This is a genomic window from Micromonospora sp. C51, from assembly GCF_018070435.1.
Classification (GTDB): Bacteria; Actinomycetota; Actinomycetes; order Mycobacteriales; family Micromonosporaceae; genus Micromonospora; species Micromonospora sediminimaris.
In genome coordinates this window covers 113,904-131,139 of the sequence record NZ_JAGPXQ010000014.1, presented here as the reverse complement: position 1 = coordinate 131,139, position 17,236 = coordinate 113,904, and the positions used below count along the sequence as shown (strand labels likewise).

The window sequence follows — 17,236 nt, the reverse complement described above, 5'->3', positions numbered from 1 at the left end:
CTTGGATGATGCCGCCGATGCTTTTCCAGTCGCTCCAGGTGCCTTGCCAGGTTTTCTGGTAGACGACGCCTCGGGGGCTGCGGGCGAAGACGTCGTACTGCCCGTCGTGGTAGGTGACCGCCGGGGTACCGGCCACCGTCCCGCCGAGGGATTCCCAACCCAGCCAGCCGCCGGGTCGCCAGGTGTTCTGGCTGAGCTGACCACTCGGGCTGACACCGAACAGGTGGTACTCACCCTCCGCGCGAACCACAGCCGGACCACCGGGCTCCGCCGCGGACCAGAGCGCGTCGACGATGCGTTGTGCGTCAGCGGCCTGCGGCTGGTAACGCTCCGGGAACTGCGATCCCTGTACGTCCTGGCACACGTTCCCGATCTGCGCGGTCATCCACGAATTGTTCGGATACTCGCGAATCATCTTGTCGAGGAACGCATTGGTGGCCCAGGTGGGGTTCAGGCGTTGAGCCGCAGTGCCCCAGGAAGCACGTTGCTGAAAGAGGCCGAGGCTGTCGTGGTCGAGCTCCACATTGATGTTCTGGATGGTGCTTTCCACGATCGTGGTCGTGATGGCGATGACCGCGGCGCGCGAGGCCAGGTCGCGGTCGCGGACCGTCTCGATGACCATACGGGCGCAGGAGACGCGGTACGCGGTCATCGCGCCCGCCATGTTGCCGGTCAGTTGGCCGTTGAGTTGGCTGGCGATGGTGCTGTCAGACGCGGTGGTGCCGTTCGGGTCACACGGGCTCGACGGATACCGGTCGGCGACGTCGGTGGCCAGGGGTAACTGCGGGCTCGGGTCGTCGGCAGCCGGTACGCCGCTGGCCGGTGCGGCGAGCAGGCCGGGCACCGCAACGGCAAACAGCGCAGCGAGTCCAACCCGCAGCAGCGTTCTTCTCATAAATGCTCCTCACTCGGGAGGTTGGATCGCCTGCCCAGCGAGTGGGGCAGGCGGCCCCGGTGGGTTACCGGGAGTGGTGGGGTTGTCAGCCGGGGGTGCGGAAGGCGACGGTGACGTGACTGCTGGGCCAGGTCACCTCGCTGCGGTGGGCGGCTTTTCCAGAGGACGGAACACCCGTCAGCCATCGCCTTGCCGAGATGGAGCGGGGGCGGGTGAAGCTCGGCGTCGCGGAGGGGCGCGAGCGTCTGGTCATCGATGTCCTTCGCTGCTAATTGAACTCCGCGATCGATGCCGCCACCGGGAGGCTGTCGCCGGAAACGTGCCGCCGTGGCCAGTTGGACTGATCCGGCTTCATCGTGCGCGGCATTGCGTTCTACCGATCACTAAAGGACGTCTCGTAACTCGGTGAAGGCGTTGCCTGGCAACGGTGCTGGTGTCAGCCGAGCAGGATGATGTTGTGGAGGTGGGCGATGCCGGAAGCGGTGTCGGTCAATGTGTGGGCGGCGCGGCGGTAGTCACGGAGGATCTTGAATGTCTTCATCCGGGCCAGGGCGTGTTCGACCTGCGCTCGGACGGTGCGGTGCTGCTTGTTCAGGTCCTTCTTCCAGACGGGTAGCTCGCTGCCGTCGGTGGGTTTGCGGTAGGGAATGATCACGTCGGGGTTGCCGCGGTAGGCGCCGTCGGCCATGACCGGCCTACCTGCGAGCTTGGCGTCGATGCCGGAGGTGCGGTAGACGATGGTGTCGTTGCGGTTGCCGGGCTGCGGGTCGCCCAGGGCCACGACGAGACGGGTGTGGGCGTCGATGGCGACCTGCAGGTTCGTCGAGTAGCGGTAGTTCTTGCTCGGTGCGGCGAGGCGGTGGTCGCGGGTCGGGACGAGGGTGCCGTCGACGATGGCGATCTGGTCAACTCGACGTCGGCGTACCGGAGCCAACGCGAGCAGCGGGCCGAGGGTGTCGATGACCCTGTGCGCGGCGGAGTGCGACACCCCGAACAGCGGACCGATCTGCCGCATCGTCAGGTTCGTCCGCCAGTACACGGCCACCAGCAGCACCCGATCAGCCAGATCGAGCGACCACTGCCGCCCCGGCCGACCATCAGCGATCGCGTCACCGCCCCGCTCAGCGACCAACTTGACCAGCCGGCGGAACTGGACGGGCTGCAGCCCGGTGAACGGGAAGATCCACTCCGGGCGGGCTGCCGAGATCACCTGCACCCCGACATGATCCACCATGGACGACCGACCGAGTTACGAGACGTCCCTTAGCCAGCAATGTAGTAAGCCTCGGAGGTGTATCGGTTGGGAGAATGTTGTGGACCCTTGCGAAAGTCCTGCGGTCGCCACAACTTCCCGAGCTGTGCCCTTCACGTACACGGCAGCGCCTACCGGACGATGGACCTCATCGTTGACGTCGAACCCATCGGCCGGACATGGGAGATCGTGCTCATCACCGAGCAGTGGGCCGCCGACGCTCCGCCTCGGCCAACCGCTTCTCGACCTCGAAGCGCTCGGGCATGTCGAGCTCGATCAGGAGTTTCAGGGCGCGTTGCCACAGCGTCCGGGCGCGGTGGGGCTCAGCGGCGACCAGGCAGCGCGCGATGCCGTCGAGGGACATTGCGATCTCGCGACGGTGACCGGTCTCTCGCACCAGCTCCAGGGCGTACTCGAAGTGCTCACGAGCTGTGTGCACGTCACCGGATGCGAGCGCCGCCTGTCCGAGCCCGTTGTGGGCGGTGGATTCGATACCCGGGTTTCTCTTGTCCCGCAGCGCGGGGATGACCTCGTGGTACCTCTGCGTGGCCAGGTCTGGCCTGCCCAGAGCGAGCTCGATGGAGGCGAGATCGTTGAGCACCTCGCCCTCGCCCCACCCGGTTTCGAGGCGCCGATAGAGCAGCAGCGATGCGGTGAGGAGACGCTTCGCGTACCTGTGGGCGCCTTGACGAGAGCGGATGGAACCAATGTTGCGGAGAACGCTGGCCACGACCGCCTGGTCACCGTTCTCCGCTGCGAGGAACAGCGCACGTCGTAGGTGCAGGAGTCCTTCTTCGTATCGCCCGGTGATCGCGTAGATCTCCCCGAGCCCACTGAGCAGACGGGGAACGTCGGGGTCCGGTTCAACCGTGTCACGCAACTTCCGCAGCGCCTGCAACGCGTGCTCGACAGCCTCCGGATGTCGTCCGGCGTTCAAGTAGGCGATGCTCATGTTGCCGTGCAGAACGGCGAGCCATGCCTTGTTCCCGAGGCGCTGCCCCGCCGCGATCGCAAGCTCCAGAAAATCCAGGCACCGCTGCGTCCGCCCCTGGCGGAAATAGGCGGAGGCCAGATAGTTGCAGCTCGCGGTGAGCGCCTCGTCGTCGTCAAGCTCCCTCGCGGCGGCCAGCGCCTGCTCCTGCAGGGCGATCAGCTCGTCCAGGCTGCCGGCGTGGTACAGGTAGCGCCAGCACACGCGCGCCAGGCGCCACACATAGGGATAACAACCGGCGTCCATCGCAAGCGCAACGGCCGCGGCCAGGTTCCTACGCTCCACGGCACACCAACTGGGTGGTAGCGCACCGAGTTCCTCGACGAGGTCGGCGCGGCGGGGAGAACCGGGCGCGAAGAAGCGGCGACTCCTGACCGACTCGATGGACCGGCGGGCAACGTCGGCTGCGTGCAGATAGAAGTCCAGCAGGCCCTCGACGGCGGCGTGTCGCTCGTCATCGGTGTCCGTGGCGGTGCACAGTTCGAAGGCGTATTCGCGTACGAGGTCGTGCAGTCGGTATCGCCCGACGGTGGGTTCTTCGACGAGGTAGCTGTCGACGAGTTCGTCCAGCAGGTGTTGCGTTCGAGGTAGTGGTAGCCCGACCAGTGCCGCAACGGCACAGGCATCGAAATCGGCACCGGTGTGCAGGCTGAGCAGGCGGAACACCCGGTGTGCCGGCGGCGACAGCTGCGCGCACGACAGCGCGAAGGCCGCCGCCACGGTGCGGGTTTCCGCGGTCAGCTCGGGAAGAGTTGGCCCGTCACCTCTCAGTCGTGCGGCCAGGTCGCTGACCCGCCAGTTCGGGCGGTGCGCCAGCCGTGTCCCAGCCAGGCGGATGGCCAATGGGAGGTGGCCACACCGGCTCACGACCTCGGATGCCGCTGCGGGCTCCGCGGCCACCCGGTCGGAGCCGGCGATGCGGGCGAGCAGTTCGGTCGCCTCCACTGCGGTCATCAGCGGTAACGGCTCGAGTCGTACGCTGTCGAGTCCCAGTCGCCGGCGGCTCGTGACCAACGTCAGGCAGCCAGGCGCCGTCGGCAGCAGGGGTGCGATCTGGGCCGAGTTCCCGGCATTGTCCAGCACCAGCACCAGACGACGGCCGGACAGCAGGGTACGCCAGTAGGCGACCCGCCCCTCGAAGTCCACCGGCAAGCGGTCCGGCGGGACCTCCATCTGCTGCAGTAGTGCGGACAGTGCGGCCCGGGGGTCCATCGGGTCGCGTGCGCTGTGGCCATGCAGGTCGATGAAGAGTTGACCATCCGGATAGTCGTCCTGGAGCATCACCGCCAGTTGCACGGCCAACGTCGTCTTGCCGCTGCCGGGCATGCCGTCGATGACCTGCACCATCGTGGATTGCTGGTCCCCGGCGCGCACCGCTGCGGCGATGCGAGCAATGATCTCGGAACGGCCGGTGAAGTCAGGTGCCTGCCGTGGCAGCGTACGTGGCCGCCGGGCCACGGCGGTGTCGGCGCCGGCGATGATGCTGAAGCCGGCAGCGGATGCGGAGGCCCCGGTCGGGCGAGGAGCGGAGATTGAGGAGACGACATCCGTTACGGACTGGGGCGGCTCACCCCTGAGGATCGACAGGTGGAGCTGTTGCAGCCCCGGGCTCGGATCGACGCCCAGCCCCTCGGCCAGCTGACGGCGGAATCCGGCATACCGGTCCAACGCGTCAGCGCTTCGACCGGTGGCGTGCAGGGCGCGCATGAACACCTCGACCAGCGGTTCGACCAGCGGGTGTTCGGCGGTCAGCCCGGTCAACTGGGCGAGAACCTCGTCCGGGTTGCCCTGCCGCAGCTCGATACGCGCCCACTCCACCACGGCGTCGACACGCTCCGCGTTCCACCCCGCGCGTACCTGGGCAGCCCATTCGCCGGGTACCCCGGCCAGCGGCTGCCCGCGCCACAACGTCAACGCCTCCCGGATCAGCCGAGTGCGATCGAAGTCGTCGAACCCTCGGCGGTCACGCGCCGACTGAAGCAGCAACCGAAACCGATGCCCGTCTATCCTTTCCGCTTCCACGCCCAGCAGGTAGCCACCCGGCTCACGGGCCAACCGCACGGACGTCGAAGGAGTCGTATCCGCCCGGGACAGCAACTGCCTGACCCGGGAAATGTGCGAATGCAGGACTCGACGTGCGTGCTCCGGCTGCCCCTCTCCCCACACGCGGTCGATGAGAGTGTCTACCGGAACGACCCGTCCCGCGTCGACGAGCAGTGCGGCCAGAACTGCTCGTTGGCGCGGCTGCCCCGGGTCCAGCCGTTGATCCGCCGCCCACACTTCGATCGGGCCCAAGAGCCGAAACTCCACCGATACCCCACTCGCTGGTTCAGCCGGGCGCCCCGCCGAGGGTTGGCAGCCCAGCCACGCAGATCACGTCTGTCTCAGAGTCGGGTCGCTGCCCGCTGGCGCACTGCGGAGCGCGGTCGCGTTCGCAGTCAGGCGAGGTCATCTCGAATGGTGCCCATAGCGACGGGCGGGTCACCCGCGCCACGGTACGCGGCTATCGCCCGCCGACCCTGGTGAAAGCCGTCCGTGCGCGTTGCCGCAGCCCACCGCCGGTTGCCACCGGGGTATGTCAGGACGATCAATGTCCGGCATGAGCGGAGCCTAGCAGCGCCGCCCATGCGCTGCTGACCGCCGGCGTCACAGCCCCGCTGCACCACCTGCTCGGCCTGGCCACCACCGGCGGTGGCGTTCGTGCTGCCGGTTTTCTACGATGGGCCATCGTCCCATTCGGGGAGATGGATGCCATGGGTGACCGGATCTTGGCAGGCAAGACCGTCGTGATCACCGGGGCCAGTGGGGGTATCGGCGCCGAGGCCGCCCGCCGGTTGGCGTGTCTGGGGGCGTCCGTGGTGGTGGTGGGCCGGTCGCCCGAGAAGACCGCCGTCGTTGCGCGCCAGGTGGGCGCCGAGCCGCTGGTGGCCGACTTCACCCGGCTGTCGGACGTACGCCGGCTCGCCGACACCCTCCTGAGTCGATACCCCCGGATCGACGTGCTGGCCAACAATGCCGGCGTCGTGCTGACCAGGCGGAGCCGTACCGAGGACGGGCATGATCTGATGTTCCAGGTCAACTACCTGGCCCCGTTCCTGCTCACCAACCTCCTGTTGGACCGGATGACCACCGCCGGGCGGGCGCGCGTCATCACCACCTCCAGCAAGGGCCACCGGTTCGGCAGCATCGATCTCGACGATCTCGAAGGTGCCGGCAAACGGTCCGAACTGCTGCGGTACGGGATGACGAAGCTGCAGAACATCCTGTTCACCCGCGAGTTGGCCCGTCGTACCCGGGGCAGCGGGCTGACCGCGATGGCGTTCCACCCGGGGGTGATCGCCGCCACCGACATCAACCGGGAGGCCCCGCTGGTCGCTGCGCTGGTCCGGTACCGCCTGCTGGGTGGTCTGTCCACCCTCGCTGAGGGTGCCGAGCCGCTGGTTCACCTGGCCACGATGCCTGATCCGGAGGCGGTGAACGGCGGCTACTACCACCGTCTCAGACCGAACGGGCCGGTCCACCGGCAGGCCACGGACGACCAGTTGGCCATCCGACTGTGGGAGCGGACGACCGAACTGCTCGGTGCGCCGGTGTGACGAACCGCCCTCGCTGACGGGCCGCCGGCCGGACGCGGCTTACGTAAGGTCGGGCCATGAGCGTGGATTCCGAGGTGCGGCGCTGGCTGCGGCAGCGTGGAGCCGAGACCATCCCGCATCCCGGCGGCACCCTCTACGCCCACCTGTGCCGGGTCCACGACCGCCTTGCCGACCTGGGATGTGCGGTCGACGCGCAGCTGGCCGGTCTCGCGCATGCCGTCTATGGCACGGACGGCTTCGATGTGACGCTGCTCGACCGGGCCGATCGAGCCGCACTCCGCAACCTCATCGGTGATGACGCCGAGGCACTTGTCTACCTGTACGGGGCCTGCGACCGAAGGCGAACCTGGCGACAGCTGGCGGAGACCGGTGTGGTCGTCGACCGGTTCACCAACCAGACCTGGCACCTGGAATCCGACCAGAGACAACCGTTCGTGGATCTCAGCATCGTCAACGAACTGGATGTCGTCGAGCAGGATCCGGCTACCGCCGACAGGTACGGCGACTACTTCCGCTCGCTGTTCGCGGCCTGGGCTCCGATCGCTTCTCCCCAGGTCAGCGGCGAGGCGCGGCGACTCCTCGGTGCCGCTCGGCCTCAGTCGGGCTGACTCTCCAGGTGGGCACGGACGCGATCGGAGATGCTGGCGAGCAGGTCGAGTTCTTCCTGAGTGAGGGCGTCGATGAACAGTCGGCGGACATGTTCGACATGCACGGGTGCCGCGTCTTCGATCGCCTTGCAGCCGGCTGGGGTGGCCGCGATGAACGCTCCGCGTCCGTCGTCGGGGCATTCCTCCTTGGCCACCAGTCCGCGCTCGGCCATTCGCCGCACTTGGTGTGACATGCGGCTTTTTTCCCACTCCACCTGCTTCGCCAGGTCCGTCAGGCGCATCCGCCCACCGCTGGTCTCGGTAAGTTTGACCAACACGATGTAGTCGGCGGCGGACATGCCGGAGTCGGCCTGGATTCGGCGGGCGAGTCGTCCGATGAGCTTCTCCTGCATGCGGATGAAACTGTCCCAGGCGACCTGCTGTTGCGAGGTGAGCCAGCGGGGCGTTGGGTCCATGTGGGGAGCGTAACGACAACGTCGACGGCCCGTGGCTGCCGGACTTCCTGCGCGGATTCGATCAGGGCCGGCCGGCTCGGGGAACTAGTTGACGCATCAACCATCGGCGGCTAGTCTAGGTGACACATCAACCAACCGGGGTGGGTCGTGGTGCGCGTGGCCGCCCACCCGGCTCATGACGGGCATCGGGTGTCGATGCGCAGCATGGCGAGCTGGAGGACACATGGTAGTGAATGTGAGCGATGCCCCCGAGGCCAATCGGTACGAGGCCCGGTTCGAGGGAGAGTCGACGGTCGCGGGTTTCGCGCAGTACATCCGCACTGCGGAACTCGTGGCGTTCGTGCACACCGAGGTTTCGCCGGCGTACGAGGGCAGGGGAGTGGGCGCGGCGCTGGCCCGCGCGGCTCTCGACGCGGCTCGTGCCGCGAACCTGCTGGTCCTGCCCACCTGTCCGTTCTTCGCCGGCTGGATCGCCCGGCACCCCGAGTATCAGGACCTGGTGTACCAGTCCCGCAGCAGAGTCAGCGACTGAACAGCCCCGGTACGGCAGCGACGGAGGTCGGTATGAGCAGCGAAACGACGACGAAGGCGTACGAGGGGCGGTCGATCACGGTCACCTTCGAGGCCCGGCGTTGCCTGCACGCCGCCGAGTGCGTCCGCGGCCTGCCGGCGGTCTTCGACACGGGTCAGCGCCCGTGGATCCGGCCCGACGGTGCCGAGGCCGAGCGCCTGGCCGAGGTGGTGCGGCGGTGTCCCTCCGGAGCGTTGCGGTACGAATTCGCAAACGGTGGTGCGGAGGCCCCGGACCGGCCGACGCAGATCAGGCGCGACTCCACCGGACAGTTGATCGTGCGCGGTGAGTTGAGAGTGGACACGCCGCAAGGCATGCGCGCGGAGACCAGGGCAGTCCTGTGCGGGTGCGGGCGGAGCCAACGGCAGCCGTACTGCGATCACGGCGGGCCCTGCGGGCAGACCCGGCTGGGCTGACCCGACACCGGCCATCGCCGCTTCAGGACCGGCGGGCGCAGGAGCAGGAGCAGGATTCGGGGACGGCCCGCGCTCAGATTCCGAAGCCGCCGGTGCCGGCGAGGCCGGTGCCCCCAGCCCGCCACGGCTTCTCGTTCTGCTGGAGCCGGTACTGCCAATTCCCGGCGAACCGGTGCCACCACACCTCGAATCCGTCTTCACCGAGCAACTCCACGGCCTTCGCCACGGCATCGGGCTCCCACCGGAACGCGGTGATCCCCTTCTGCCGAGTGATCGCCGAGATGAGCTGTTCGGCGGTCGACCCGCCCGAGGTGGCCGCGTGCACATGAGCGATGTCGCCCTTGCGCACGTACCTCCAGAGCGGCTTGCCGATGATTGCCGCGATGGCTTTCTCCCGTGCCGCGATCGGGGCGTACACCTCGTCGACCAATCGCGAGGCGGCCTCCCGCACCGGCGCGTAGGCGTTGTCGGCGGCGTCGAGCGCCGCCCGGTGCCGGGCCCGTGCCCGCTCGGCGGCGGCCTTGCGTCGGAACCACGGCGGATGATCCCGGGCCGCGTGTCGGTCGCGCTCGGCCGCCTGGATCGCGGTCAGGTAGCTCTCCGCCGCGGCCCGCCACTGCGCGGCCGTGGCCGGTTCAAGATCCACCGACAGGAACAGCCAGTCCCGCTCGGCGGGTCGTAGGTCGAACCGGTCGGCCAGATCGCGGTCGACGAAGTAGCGGTGCCGGGAACCGTCATCGACCCACACCACGGTCAACACCGCGACCGGCTCGTCGTCCCAGCGGATAGCCGTCGTCCTGCCCTCCCGGTGGACGATCATGTCGCCGCGTGGCAGCGGAAGCCGGAAACGGTAGAGGATGACCCGGGTCGTCTCCATCGTCTCAGTGTGCGCCGCGTCAGCCACGATCGAGCGCGACGCGGAGCCAATCCGCGTCGACGATGCACCGGTGCGTCCACCATGACGCGGCACTGAGGCGGCCGTGAGGCCGGCCCGGACCGTGGGTTACCTGCCGCGTCGCCCCGCCGGGGCGTAAACGTCTCGCGGCAGGTACGAAGTGGAGTGCACGATGCGTACTCGATCAAGGCTCGCCCGGCTCGCGGGCGCTGCGGGCCTGCTGCTGGCCAGCACGGCCGTGGCCGTCGCCACCGGCGCGGGACCGGCGCAGGCGACCGTGGTGAACGTCAGCGTGGCGGGCGCCTTTCCCAATCAGTCCGCCGTGGCCACCTGTCCAGCCGGCGAGTTTCTCGCCGGTGGCGGCGGTTCCGTGGATGGTGGTGGCGGTGACGTCACGTTGACCGACATCATTCCGAACCTGGCCACCCAGTCGGTGACGGTCTGGGCGCACACCAACCCGGGCGGTGTGGCGGGGGCGTACACCCTCGTGGCGCAGGCGATCTGCGTGCCGGGCGCGCCCCCGGCCAACTACCAGCGTGTCACCTCGGCGAGCGGCAGCAACGTCGACCCGATCAAGAACCAGGTGGCCGCCTGCCCCGCCGGCACCGACCTGCTCGGGCTCGGCGCGGAGCTGCGCACCGCCAACGGGGAAGCGTTCTACCAGCGGATCGAGCCGAACGCGGCGCTCACCGCCGGTGCGGTCACCGCGGGCGCGGCCGGCGGGTTCGCCGGGCCGTGGGAACTCGTCGGGTACGCCATCTGCGCCACCCTGCCGGCGAACCTCACCGGGACGTTGGTCAGCCTGACCGGGGCGGCCAACAGCGTCAGCCCCAAGGGTCAGGTGTCCGCGGGTTGTCCGGCCGGCGCGCTCGCCACCGGCGTCGGCGCGACGGTCGCCGGCACCGCCACCGGCAACGTCCTGCTCACCCGGGCGATGGCGGCCGCCGCCCAGAACAACGCCCAGGCGATCGCCGTCGAGGACGGGGTCTACCTGCCCCCGTGGGACCTGGAGAGCCACGTCATCTGCTGGGGGCCGTAACGGTTCGCGGGCCCGTACCGTCAGCGGGCGCAGCGTCTGGTCACGTCGGTCGGCGTGACCAGACGCGGGCGCTTTCGGGCGTATGCCGTGCGCCACCATGACGCCACCGTGACAGGCCCCGCCGATGATTCCGGGCAGCGCCGCGCGAACCGTTCGCGGCAGCGTCAGCAGGAAAGGACAGTGGTCATGAGCAGGGGCACCACACTCGGCACAAGCATTCGGTCGCGGTGCGCTGTCGCGGCGGTCGTCGCGGTCAGCGCGACCCTCGTCCTACCCGGGACGGCGCACGCCGCGTACCGGCATCGGGCGGAGAGCGGCTACGACACCACATCCTCCAAGAGCGTGACCGCGACGTGCGGGGCGGACGAGGTGCTGATCGGCGCCGGTGGCCGGATCAGGAACGGCAACGGGGGAGTCCGTCTGGCCGCGATCGTGCCGAGCGCGACTTCGGTCGTGGTACGCGGCGAGGCGTACCCGGACCACGCGGAACCCTGGTCGGTGATCGCCGCCGCCATCTGCGAGTCCGACGACGGCACGCCGCGGGTCGTCGAGGTCTCCCCGGCCGGGTCACGAACCGCGAGCTGTCCCGCCGGCCTGGTGCTCAGCGGCACCGGGTTCGACCTGCCCGCCGGCGTGCCGCTGGCCGGACTGGTCCCCGACGCCGACGGCGCGAGCGTGACCGTTCGCACGGCCTTCCACCTGTTCGGCGCCAGCCCGGTCGCCTACGCGGTCTGTGTGGACGGCATCCGTGCCTCGTCGGAGGTCATCGGCTTGCGCTACAAGCGGTTCGCCACGACCAGTCCGGTTGGTACGTCCTCGCCGAGGACCGTGACGATGCAGCGCGAGTGGGAGGGGGAATTCCCGTCAATGTCCGGCGTCGGCGGCGAGGTCACCGTGCTGCCCGACCCCTCAGACCCGTTCCCGACCTCCGCATCCGACATCTTCATCGACGCGATGATGCCCAACGACGACGGGACCCGCGCGACCGTCGTAGCGGTTCAGCGGGCCGGCACCGGGACGGGCCGGTCCGCCCAGGGGGGCGCCCCCGGTGGGATTTCGGCGGCCGACGAGCCGGGGTCGGTTCCCCGGTACTCGACCGACGACGACAAGATGTGGATGGTCACCGGGTACAGCACCGACCACGACATCTACTGAGCCGACGGAGTTGGGCTCGGGCAACGACCCGAACCCCTCACCTCGGTCGGGGTACGACCGTCGCCGACGGCCGTACCCCGACCCGCGGCGTCAGGATGATCTCGTCCGGCGGTCGTACTCCGATCGCGCGCATCGCCGCGCGGTAGCGGGTGAACGCCCGCCGTGCCTCGCCGTGCTGCCCGCCCGCCACCAGGGTGCGCACCAGCATCCGGTGGGCCGGCTCGTCGTACGGGTCCTGCTCCAGCAGGCGGAGCAGGCAGTCCACGGCGGCGCCGCCGCTTCCCGCCGACCGGTGCGCGTCGGCCAGCATCCGCAGCGCGGCGACGTACGCGGCCCGCGCCTGCTCGCGCAGCGCCGAGGCCCAGTCGGCGTACGGCTCGTCGGAGAACACGTCCGCCCGGTAGTCGCGCACGGCCGCCGCGAGGATGGTGCGTGCTTCCGCCCGGGCACCCCGATCGAGCAACCGACGGCCGTGGGTCACCGCACCGAGGAACTCCATCACGTCGACCCGCAGGTGGGTGACGTCCAGCGCGACGCTGGCCGCGTCGGTCACCAGGTAGTGGTCCGAGGCGAAGACCCGGTCCGGGTCGAGCACCCCGCGCACGATCGACAGCAACACGGACAGCCGGTGCCCGGTCCTGCTCGGATCGTCGTCGGGCCAGAGCAGCTCGCAGAGCTCACCGCGGGGGACCGGCCGACCCCGGCGCACCACCAGGATCCGCAGCAGGTCCCGCGCCCGCCGTGACTGCCAGGCCGACGGCGGCACCGCAGCGCCGGCCACCCGTACCTCGAACCGGCCGAGGGTGCGGACCAGGACGCCGACGCGACCCACGCCATTTGACGGTTGGTCGGCGGCTGGCTGGTCCGGCGGCGTCTCCTCCTGGTCGATCGAGCCGCCCTCGGCGGCGAGGCGCTCGCTGGCCAGCAGCGCGGCGAACCGGTCGTCGGCGGTGGCGCCGGGCAGCCGGCCCAGCGCCAGCGCGGTACGGGCCGCGTCGCCGACCGCCGATGCGTCGGCCCAGATCGCGTGCGCCTCTCGCAGGGCGGCGCGGGCCCGACCCGGTTCGATTTCCGCGGCGGCCCGCAGCTCCAGCGCCCGGGCCAGGCCGGCCCGCAACCCACCGGACCGGGCCAGGTCGAGCGCCTCGTCGGCGAGCCGTGCGGTGTGTGCGGTGTCGCCGCCGGCCAGCGCCACCCAGCCCTGCGCGAGCAGTGCCGGGACCCGGAGGTCGTCACTGGCCAGCCGGGTCGCCTCGGCGGCGTGCCGGGCCGCCGCCGCCGTGTCGTCGGGCAACAGCACCCGGGCCAGCCCGGTGTGCGCCCGCACCGCCAGCTTTCGGCTGTCGCTGTCATCGGCCAGCCGGACCGCTTCGGTGAAGGCGGCCCGGGCCTGTTCCCGCCAGCCTCGCATCAGATGCAGCTCGGCCAGACCCAGGTACGTGTCGGCGCAGCGGCGCGAGCCCATCCGCTGATGGCGGGCGAGTACCTGGGCGTACCGCGCCGCCGCGTCGTCGTACCGGCCGAGCGTCGCCAGCATGTCGGCCTCGGTCCCGGCGGCCATCGCGTACAGGTTGGCGTGGCCGGCCGCCTCGGCGTGCCCGGCCGCCTGTTGGGCGGCCGCCAGCGCTGCCGGATAGCGGGCCTGCTCGACGAGGTGGTAGCTCTGGTTGACCAGGATCCGGGCCAGCAGCACCAGGTCGCCGGTGCGTTCGGCGATGCCCAGCGCCAGCCGGTAGTGCTCCTCGCCGCCGACCTGGTCACCGGTGAGTCCGAGGCAGAGGGCGAGGCTGACGTGTGCGGTGGCCAGCGCACTGTCCCGGCCGGTCTCGGCCGCGCGGCGGTAGGCCCGCCAGGCGTGTTCCACCCCGGCCGCCGCGTCACCGCTACGAGCGGTGGCCGCTGCCGTCCATGCCAACAGCATCGCCTGATCGGTGGGGCAACCCGGGGCCTCGTCGCCCCGGGCGAAGTCGGCCAGGGCCCGGGGCTGGTCGCCGCGCAGGTAGTGGATCAGGCCCATCCGCCAGGCGATCCCCGGCTCCCACCTCGCCTCGGCTGCCGCCACCTCCTGATACGCGCGGGCCGCCGCGGCCACGTCGCCGGCGGTACGCAACGCGTCGCCGGCGAGCAGCCGTAGCCTGCGGGTGCGCAGCGGCGCCGGCAGGGTGGCGACCAATTCGGCTATCGCGCCGGGCCGTCCGGCCGCGATCATCCGGTCGCCGTGCTCGTCCAGCACCGCCGCCAGTGCCGCATCGTCGCCGCCGAGCCGGAAAGTGAACGCGGCGGCGCGGGCCGGGCCATGGTCGCGGTACCAGGTCGCCGCCCGCAGCAGCGTCCCGCGCGTGACCGGCGGCCGGTCGTGGCCGGCGACCGCGGCGATCACCGGTACCACCCGGGGCCCGGTGTCGGGATCGGTGCCGACCCTGGTCAGTAGCCCGGTGCGCAGCAGCCGGCCGAGCTGCGGCCCGGCCGCCGGGTGGCCGGTGACCGCGCAGACGCCCGCCGTCACCGGCGCGAGGTCGGCCACCTCGTGCAGCAGCCGCCGGACGTCCTCGGGCAGCGGACCGAGCACCTCCTCGGCCAGATAGCTCGCCACCAGACCGCCGGGCTCGGTCACCGCCGGCAGGAGCGGCCCGACGGGTACGCCCTCGGCGACCAGGGTCTCGGCGACCAGCCGGACCAGTGCGGGCCACCCTGCGGTGATCTCGTACACGCGTTGCGCCAGGGCGGGGACGGTCAGCCCGTACTCGGTGTGCAGCACCTCGTCGACCTGGTCGGTGGTCAGGCTCAGCTCGGCCGGGCGGAGCTGCGCGGGCGCCATCCGGGTCAACCACGACGACGCGGCACAGCCCACCGGCCATCGCGACGACAGGGCCAGCCGTACGCCGTCCGGCAGGCCGGCGATCGCGTGCAGCAACGCCTGCTCGGTCCGTTCCGACATGGCGGGCAGTCCGTCGAGGATGAGCTGCGTCGCGCCGGTGGCCAGCTCCGCGAGTTCGCCGCGGAGCAACGCATCGACGTCGCACTCCCGTTGCCATCGGACGGTCGGGCTGGGGAACAGCCGGCGCAGCGCGGTGGTCTTGCCGTAGCCGGCGGCGGCCACCACCAGCCACAGCTTGCCGCGCTGCTGTTCCAGCATGGCGGCAGCTTGTCCCGCCGGGGCGCGGCTCAGCAAGGCGATTCCCGCTATCCCGACAGCAACACCGTCCAAAGGGCCCAGGCGCGGGCAGGGTCGCCCTCCGACGGCACGCTGCGGCGGCTCGACCCCGACCACACCTCATCCTGGCCGAGCACCGCCGCCCGATCCGCTGACGAGAGCGGCACCGAACGAAGCGGTGCCATGCGCCGATGTTATGGCTTCCCCTACCAAGTCGCAGTGGTGCTCATAGCTGTGCCCGCTCAGACTCATTTCCGTGGACAGCGTCCGAAGAGGTGATCAGATGCGGGTGGCAAACGCTGACCAGGCAGCGGCCTGGAACGGTCCGGAGGGGGCTCACTGGGTCGAGCACCATGATCGGCGGGAGGATCTCAACGATGCGTTGCTCGACCGCCTCCTCCGGACGGCCGAGATCGGTCCCACCGACGTGGTGCTCGACATCGGGTGCGGCACGGGGCGCACCACCCGGAGAGCGGCCAGACAATGCGCCCAGGGTTGGGCGGCCGGTGTCGACCTGTCCGCGCTGATGCTCGATAGTGCCCGGGCCGGAGCGGCCCGGGAAGGGGTGGCGAACGTCCGGTTCCACCAGGGCGATGCCCAGGTGTACCCGTTCCCCCCGGGCCGGTACGACGTGGCGATCAGCATGTTCGGGGTGATGTTCTTCAACGATCCTGTCGCGGCTTTCGCCAACATCGGGCGGGCGTTGCGGCCTGAGGGCCGCCTCGTGTTCGCCTGCCCCGGGGAGATGACGGGCTGCGACTGGTACACGGTGCCGATGGCCGCCCTGAACGAAGTCGTCCCGCACAGCGACCGGCCCTCCGGCATGTTCAGCCTGGCCGACCGCAGGCGGATCGTCGCTGTGCTGATGGCCGCCGGCTTCTCCGACGTGGTTCCGTACCCCGTCGATGCGGAGCTGCTGATCGGGGCGACCGCCGCCGAGGCAGCCGACTTCTATCTCGGTAGCGGGCCCGTCCGGGCGTTCATGGCGGACCATCCTGAGATTCCGCCGGCCCAGGTGCGCGACTGCCTGCTGGCCGCCGTCGAGCCGTACGACCTCGGGGCCGGTGTCCGCCTCAGCGGTAGGCACTGGATCGTCACGGCGAGGTGGCCATGACCGGCCACGGGGTGGCCGTCGTGATCGGCGGTTACGGGGCAGTGGGTCGGGTGGTGGCCACCACACTGGCCCGAGATTCGGCGAACGAGGTCGTTGTCGCTGGTCGTGATCTGGCCCGCGCCGAGGCCCTGGCCCGGACCGGCCCAGCCGGGCTGACCCCGCGCCGGTTGGACCTTGACGACCCGCGGGGTCTCGACGGGTTGTTGGCCGACGCCGCCGTGGTGGTCATGTGTGTGGAGCACCGCAACGAGGCGGTGGCGCGCGCATGCCTGGACCGTGGCGTTGCCGTCGTCGACATCAGCGCGTCAGCCGACGTGCTGGCCGGCATCGAACGGCTCGATGCCACCGCGAAGCGGACCGGGACGGCCGCCGTGCTCAGCGTCGGGCTGGCACCCGGGCTGACCAACGTGCTGGCCCGACGCTGCACCGAACGCCTGCCGTCCGCGACCTCCGTCGACGTGACGATCCTGCTGGGTACGGCCGGTGACCACGGGCCCGACTCGGTCCGCTGGACGGTGGCGGGACTGACGGCGCCACCCGACCGGACTCGACGGCCGGGGCGGGCCCGGGTGGACCTGCCCGGGTTCGGCGTGCGCACCGCGTACCCGTTTCCCTTCTCGGATCAGTACACCTTGACCCGCACGCTCGGCGTCCCGGTGACCACTCGTCTCTGTTTCGACTCCGGCGCGATGACGGCGACGTTGTTCGGGCTGCGTGCCGCCGGCGCCTTCCGGCTGGCGGATCGGCTGGGCGGGGCTCGCCTGCTGACCGGCGCTTCGAGCCGACTGCGGCTCGGCGGGGACCGGTTCGTGGTGCACGCTTCGGCCACCGATGAAGGTGGGAGACAGGTGTGGTCGGCGGTGACGGGCCGTCAGGAGGGGCATGCGACCGGCGTGGTGGCAGCGGAGATCGCCATCGGCCTGATGGGTCGCCGCTATCCGCCCGGGGTGCATCACATCGACCAGATCGTCGATGCGGGTGAGTTCCTGAAGACGATTCGGCGGCATGACCTGACCGTGCACGAGCAACCCGTCGCCGTTGCCGATCGAGCTGGCGACAGGCCGGATCCCGGCCACGTCCGAAGGATGTGAGCGT

At 70.3% G+C, this 17,236-nt stretch carries 13 protein-coding genes and 2 pseudogenes; 8 read left to right on the top strand and 7 right to left on the bottom strand.

Features of this window, described 5'->3' with window-relative positions:
• From KBX50_RS16980 to KBX50_RS33815, 4 genes and pseudogenes are all read right to left on the bottom strand, one after another.
• Nucleotides 1-895: pseudogene (locus KBX50_RS16980) on the bottom strand (hypothetical protein); the annotation flags it as partial.
• Nucleotides 896-1,331: 436 nt separating this feature from the next.
• Nucleotides 1,332-2,111: a transposase family protein gene (locus tag KBX50_RS16975; RefSeq protein WP_210935105.1), complete on the bottom strand. Its 780-nt coding sequence runs from the start codon at nt 2,109-2,111 to the stop codon at nt 1,332-1,334.
• 232 nt (nt 2,112-2,343) lie between these two features.
• Entirely contained in the window at nt 2,344-5,199 is a 2,856-nt protein-coding gene (locus KBX50_RS16970) for a BTAD domain-containing putative transcriptional regulator (RefSeq protein WP_307870985.1), read from the bottom strand.
• A gap of 21 nt (nt 5,200-5,220) precedes the next feature.
• Nucleotides 5,221-5,418 (bottom strand): annotated as a pseudogene (locus KBX50_RS33815) (winged helix-turn-helix domain-containing protein); the annotation flags it as partial.
• 473 nt (nt 5,419-5,891) lie between these two features.
• On the opposite strand from KBX50_RS33815, the gene KBX50_RS16965 reads away from it, so the two are divergent.
• The gene (locus tag KBX50_RS16965; RefSeq protein WP_247673851.1) at nt 5,892-6,734 is read left to right on the top strand and encodes an SDR family NAD(P)-dependent oxidoreductase; all 843 of its coding nucleotides are present in this window, start codon (nt 5,892-5,894) and stop codon (nt 6,732-6,734) included.
• Nucleotides 6,735-6,790: 56 nt separating this feature from the next.
• Nucleotides 6,791-7,342 carry a DUF6817 domain-containing protein gene (locus KBX50_RS16960; protein ID WP_210937983.1) on the top strand — a complete coding sequence of 184 codons (552 nt, stop codon included), beginning with the start codon at nt 6,791-6,793 and terminating at the stop codon, nt 7,340-7,342.
• Here the strand turns inward: KBX50_RS16960 and KBX50_RS16955 are convergent.
• Nucleotides 7,330-7,797 carry a MarR family winged helix-turn-helix transcriptional regulator gene (locus tag KBX50_RS16955; RefSeq protein WP_210937982.1) on the bottom strand — a complete coding sequence of 156 codons (468 nt, stop codon included), beginning with the start codon at nt 7,795-7,797 and terminating at the stop codon, nt 7,330-7,332. The two genes, KBX50_RS16960 and KBX50_RS16955, sit on opposite strands and share 13 nt — an antisense overlap.
• A gap of 235 nt (nt 7,798-8,032) precedes the next feature.
• On the opposite strand from KBX50_RS16955, the gene KBX50_RS16950 reads away from it, so the two are divergent.
• Together KBX50_RS16950 and KBX50_RS16945 are read left to right on the top strand one after the other, a co-directional pair.
• Nucleotides 8,033-8,329 carry a GNAT family N-acetyltransferase gene (locus KBX50_RS16950; protein ID WP_307870984.1) on the top strand — a complete coding sequence of 99 codons (297 nt, stop codon included), beginning with the start codon at nt 8,033-8,035 and terminating at the stop codon, nt 8,327-8,329.
• A 32-nt stretch (nt 8,330-8,361) separates the two neighbouring features.
• Nucleotides 8,362-8,784 (top strand): (4Fe-4S)-binding protein, encoded by a 423-nt coding sequence (locus KBX50_RS16945; protein ID WP_210937980.1) that lies wholly within the window; start codon nt 8,362-8,364, stop codon nt 8,782-8,784.
• 73 nt (nt 8,785-8,857) lie between these two features.
• Here KBX50_RS16945 and KBX50_RS16940 read toward each other — a convergent pair whose 3' ends face one another.
• Complete coding sequence (locus KBX50_RS16940) at nt 8,858-9,661, bottom strand: hypothetical protein (protein WP_210937979.1); 804 nt, start codon at nt 9,659-9,661, stop codon at nt 8,858-8,860.
• 190 nt (nt 9,662-9,851) lie between these two features.
• On the opposite strand from KBX50_RS16940, the gene KBX50_RS16935 reads away from it, so the two are divergent.
• Nucleotides 9,852-10,718, top strand: coding sequence for a hypothetical protein (locus KBX50_RS16935; protein ID WP_210937978.1), 867 nt, complete (start codon nt 9,852-9,854; stop codon nt 10,716-10,718).
• 186 nt (nt 10,719-10,904) lie between these two features.
• The gene (locus KBX50_RS16930) at nt 10,905-11,873 is read left to right on the top strand and encodes a hypothetical protein (protein ID WP_210937977.1); all 969 of its coding nucleotides are present in this window, start codon (nt 10,905-10,907) and stop codon (nt 11,871-11,873) included.
• Nucleotides 11,874-11,910: 37 nt separating this feature from the next.
• On the opposite strand, the gene KBX50_RS16925 is transcribed toward KBX50_RS16930, so the two are convergent.
• Nucleotides 11,911-15,009, bottom strand: coding sequence for a BTAD domain-containing putative transcriptional regulator (locus tag KBX50_RS16925; RefSeq protein WP_210937976.1), 3,099 nt, complete (start codon nt 15,007-15,009; stop codon nt 11,911-11,913).
• A gap of 301 nt (nt 15,010-15,310) precedes the next feature.
• Here KBX50_RS16925 and KBX50_RS16920 point away from each other — a divergent pair, with 301 nt between their 5' ends.
• Both KBX50_RS16920 and KBX50_RS16915 read left to right on the top strand, forming a co-directional pair.
• Nucleotides 15,311-16,141 (top strand): class I SAM-dependent methyltransferase, encoded by an 831-nt coding sequence (locus KBX50_RS16920; protein ID WP_210937975.1) that lies wholly within the window; start codon nt 15,311-15,313, stop codon nt 16,139-16,141.
• A complete protein-coding gene (locus tag KBX50_RS16915; protein ID WP_210937974.1) occupies nt 16,138-17,232 on the top strand; it encodes a saccharopine dehydrogenase family protein in 1,095 nt (364 codons plus the stop codon). Before KBX50_RS16920 ends, KBX50_RS16915 begins: the two co-directional genes overlap by 4 nt.
• Nucleotides 17,233-17,236: the final 4 nt, after the last annotated feature.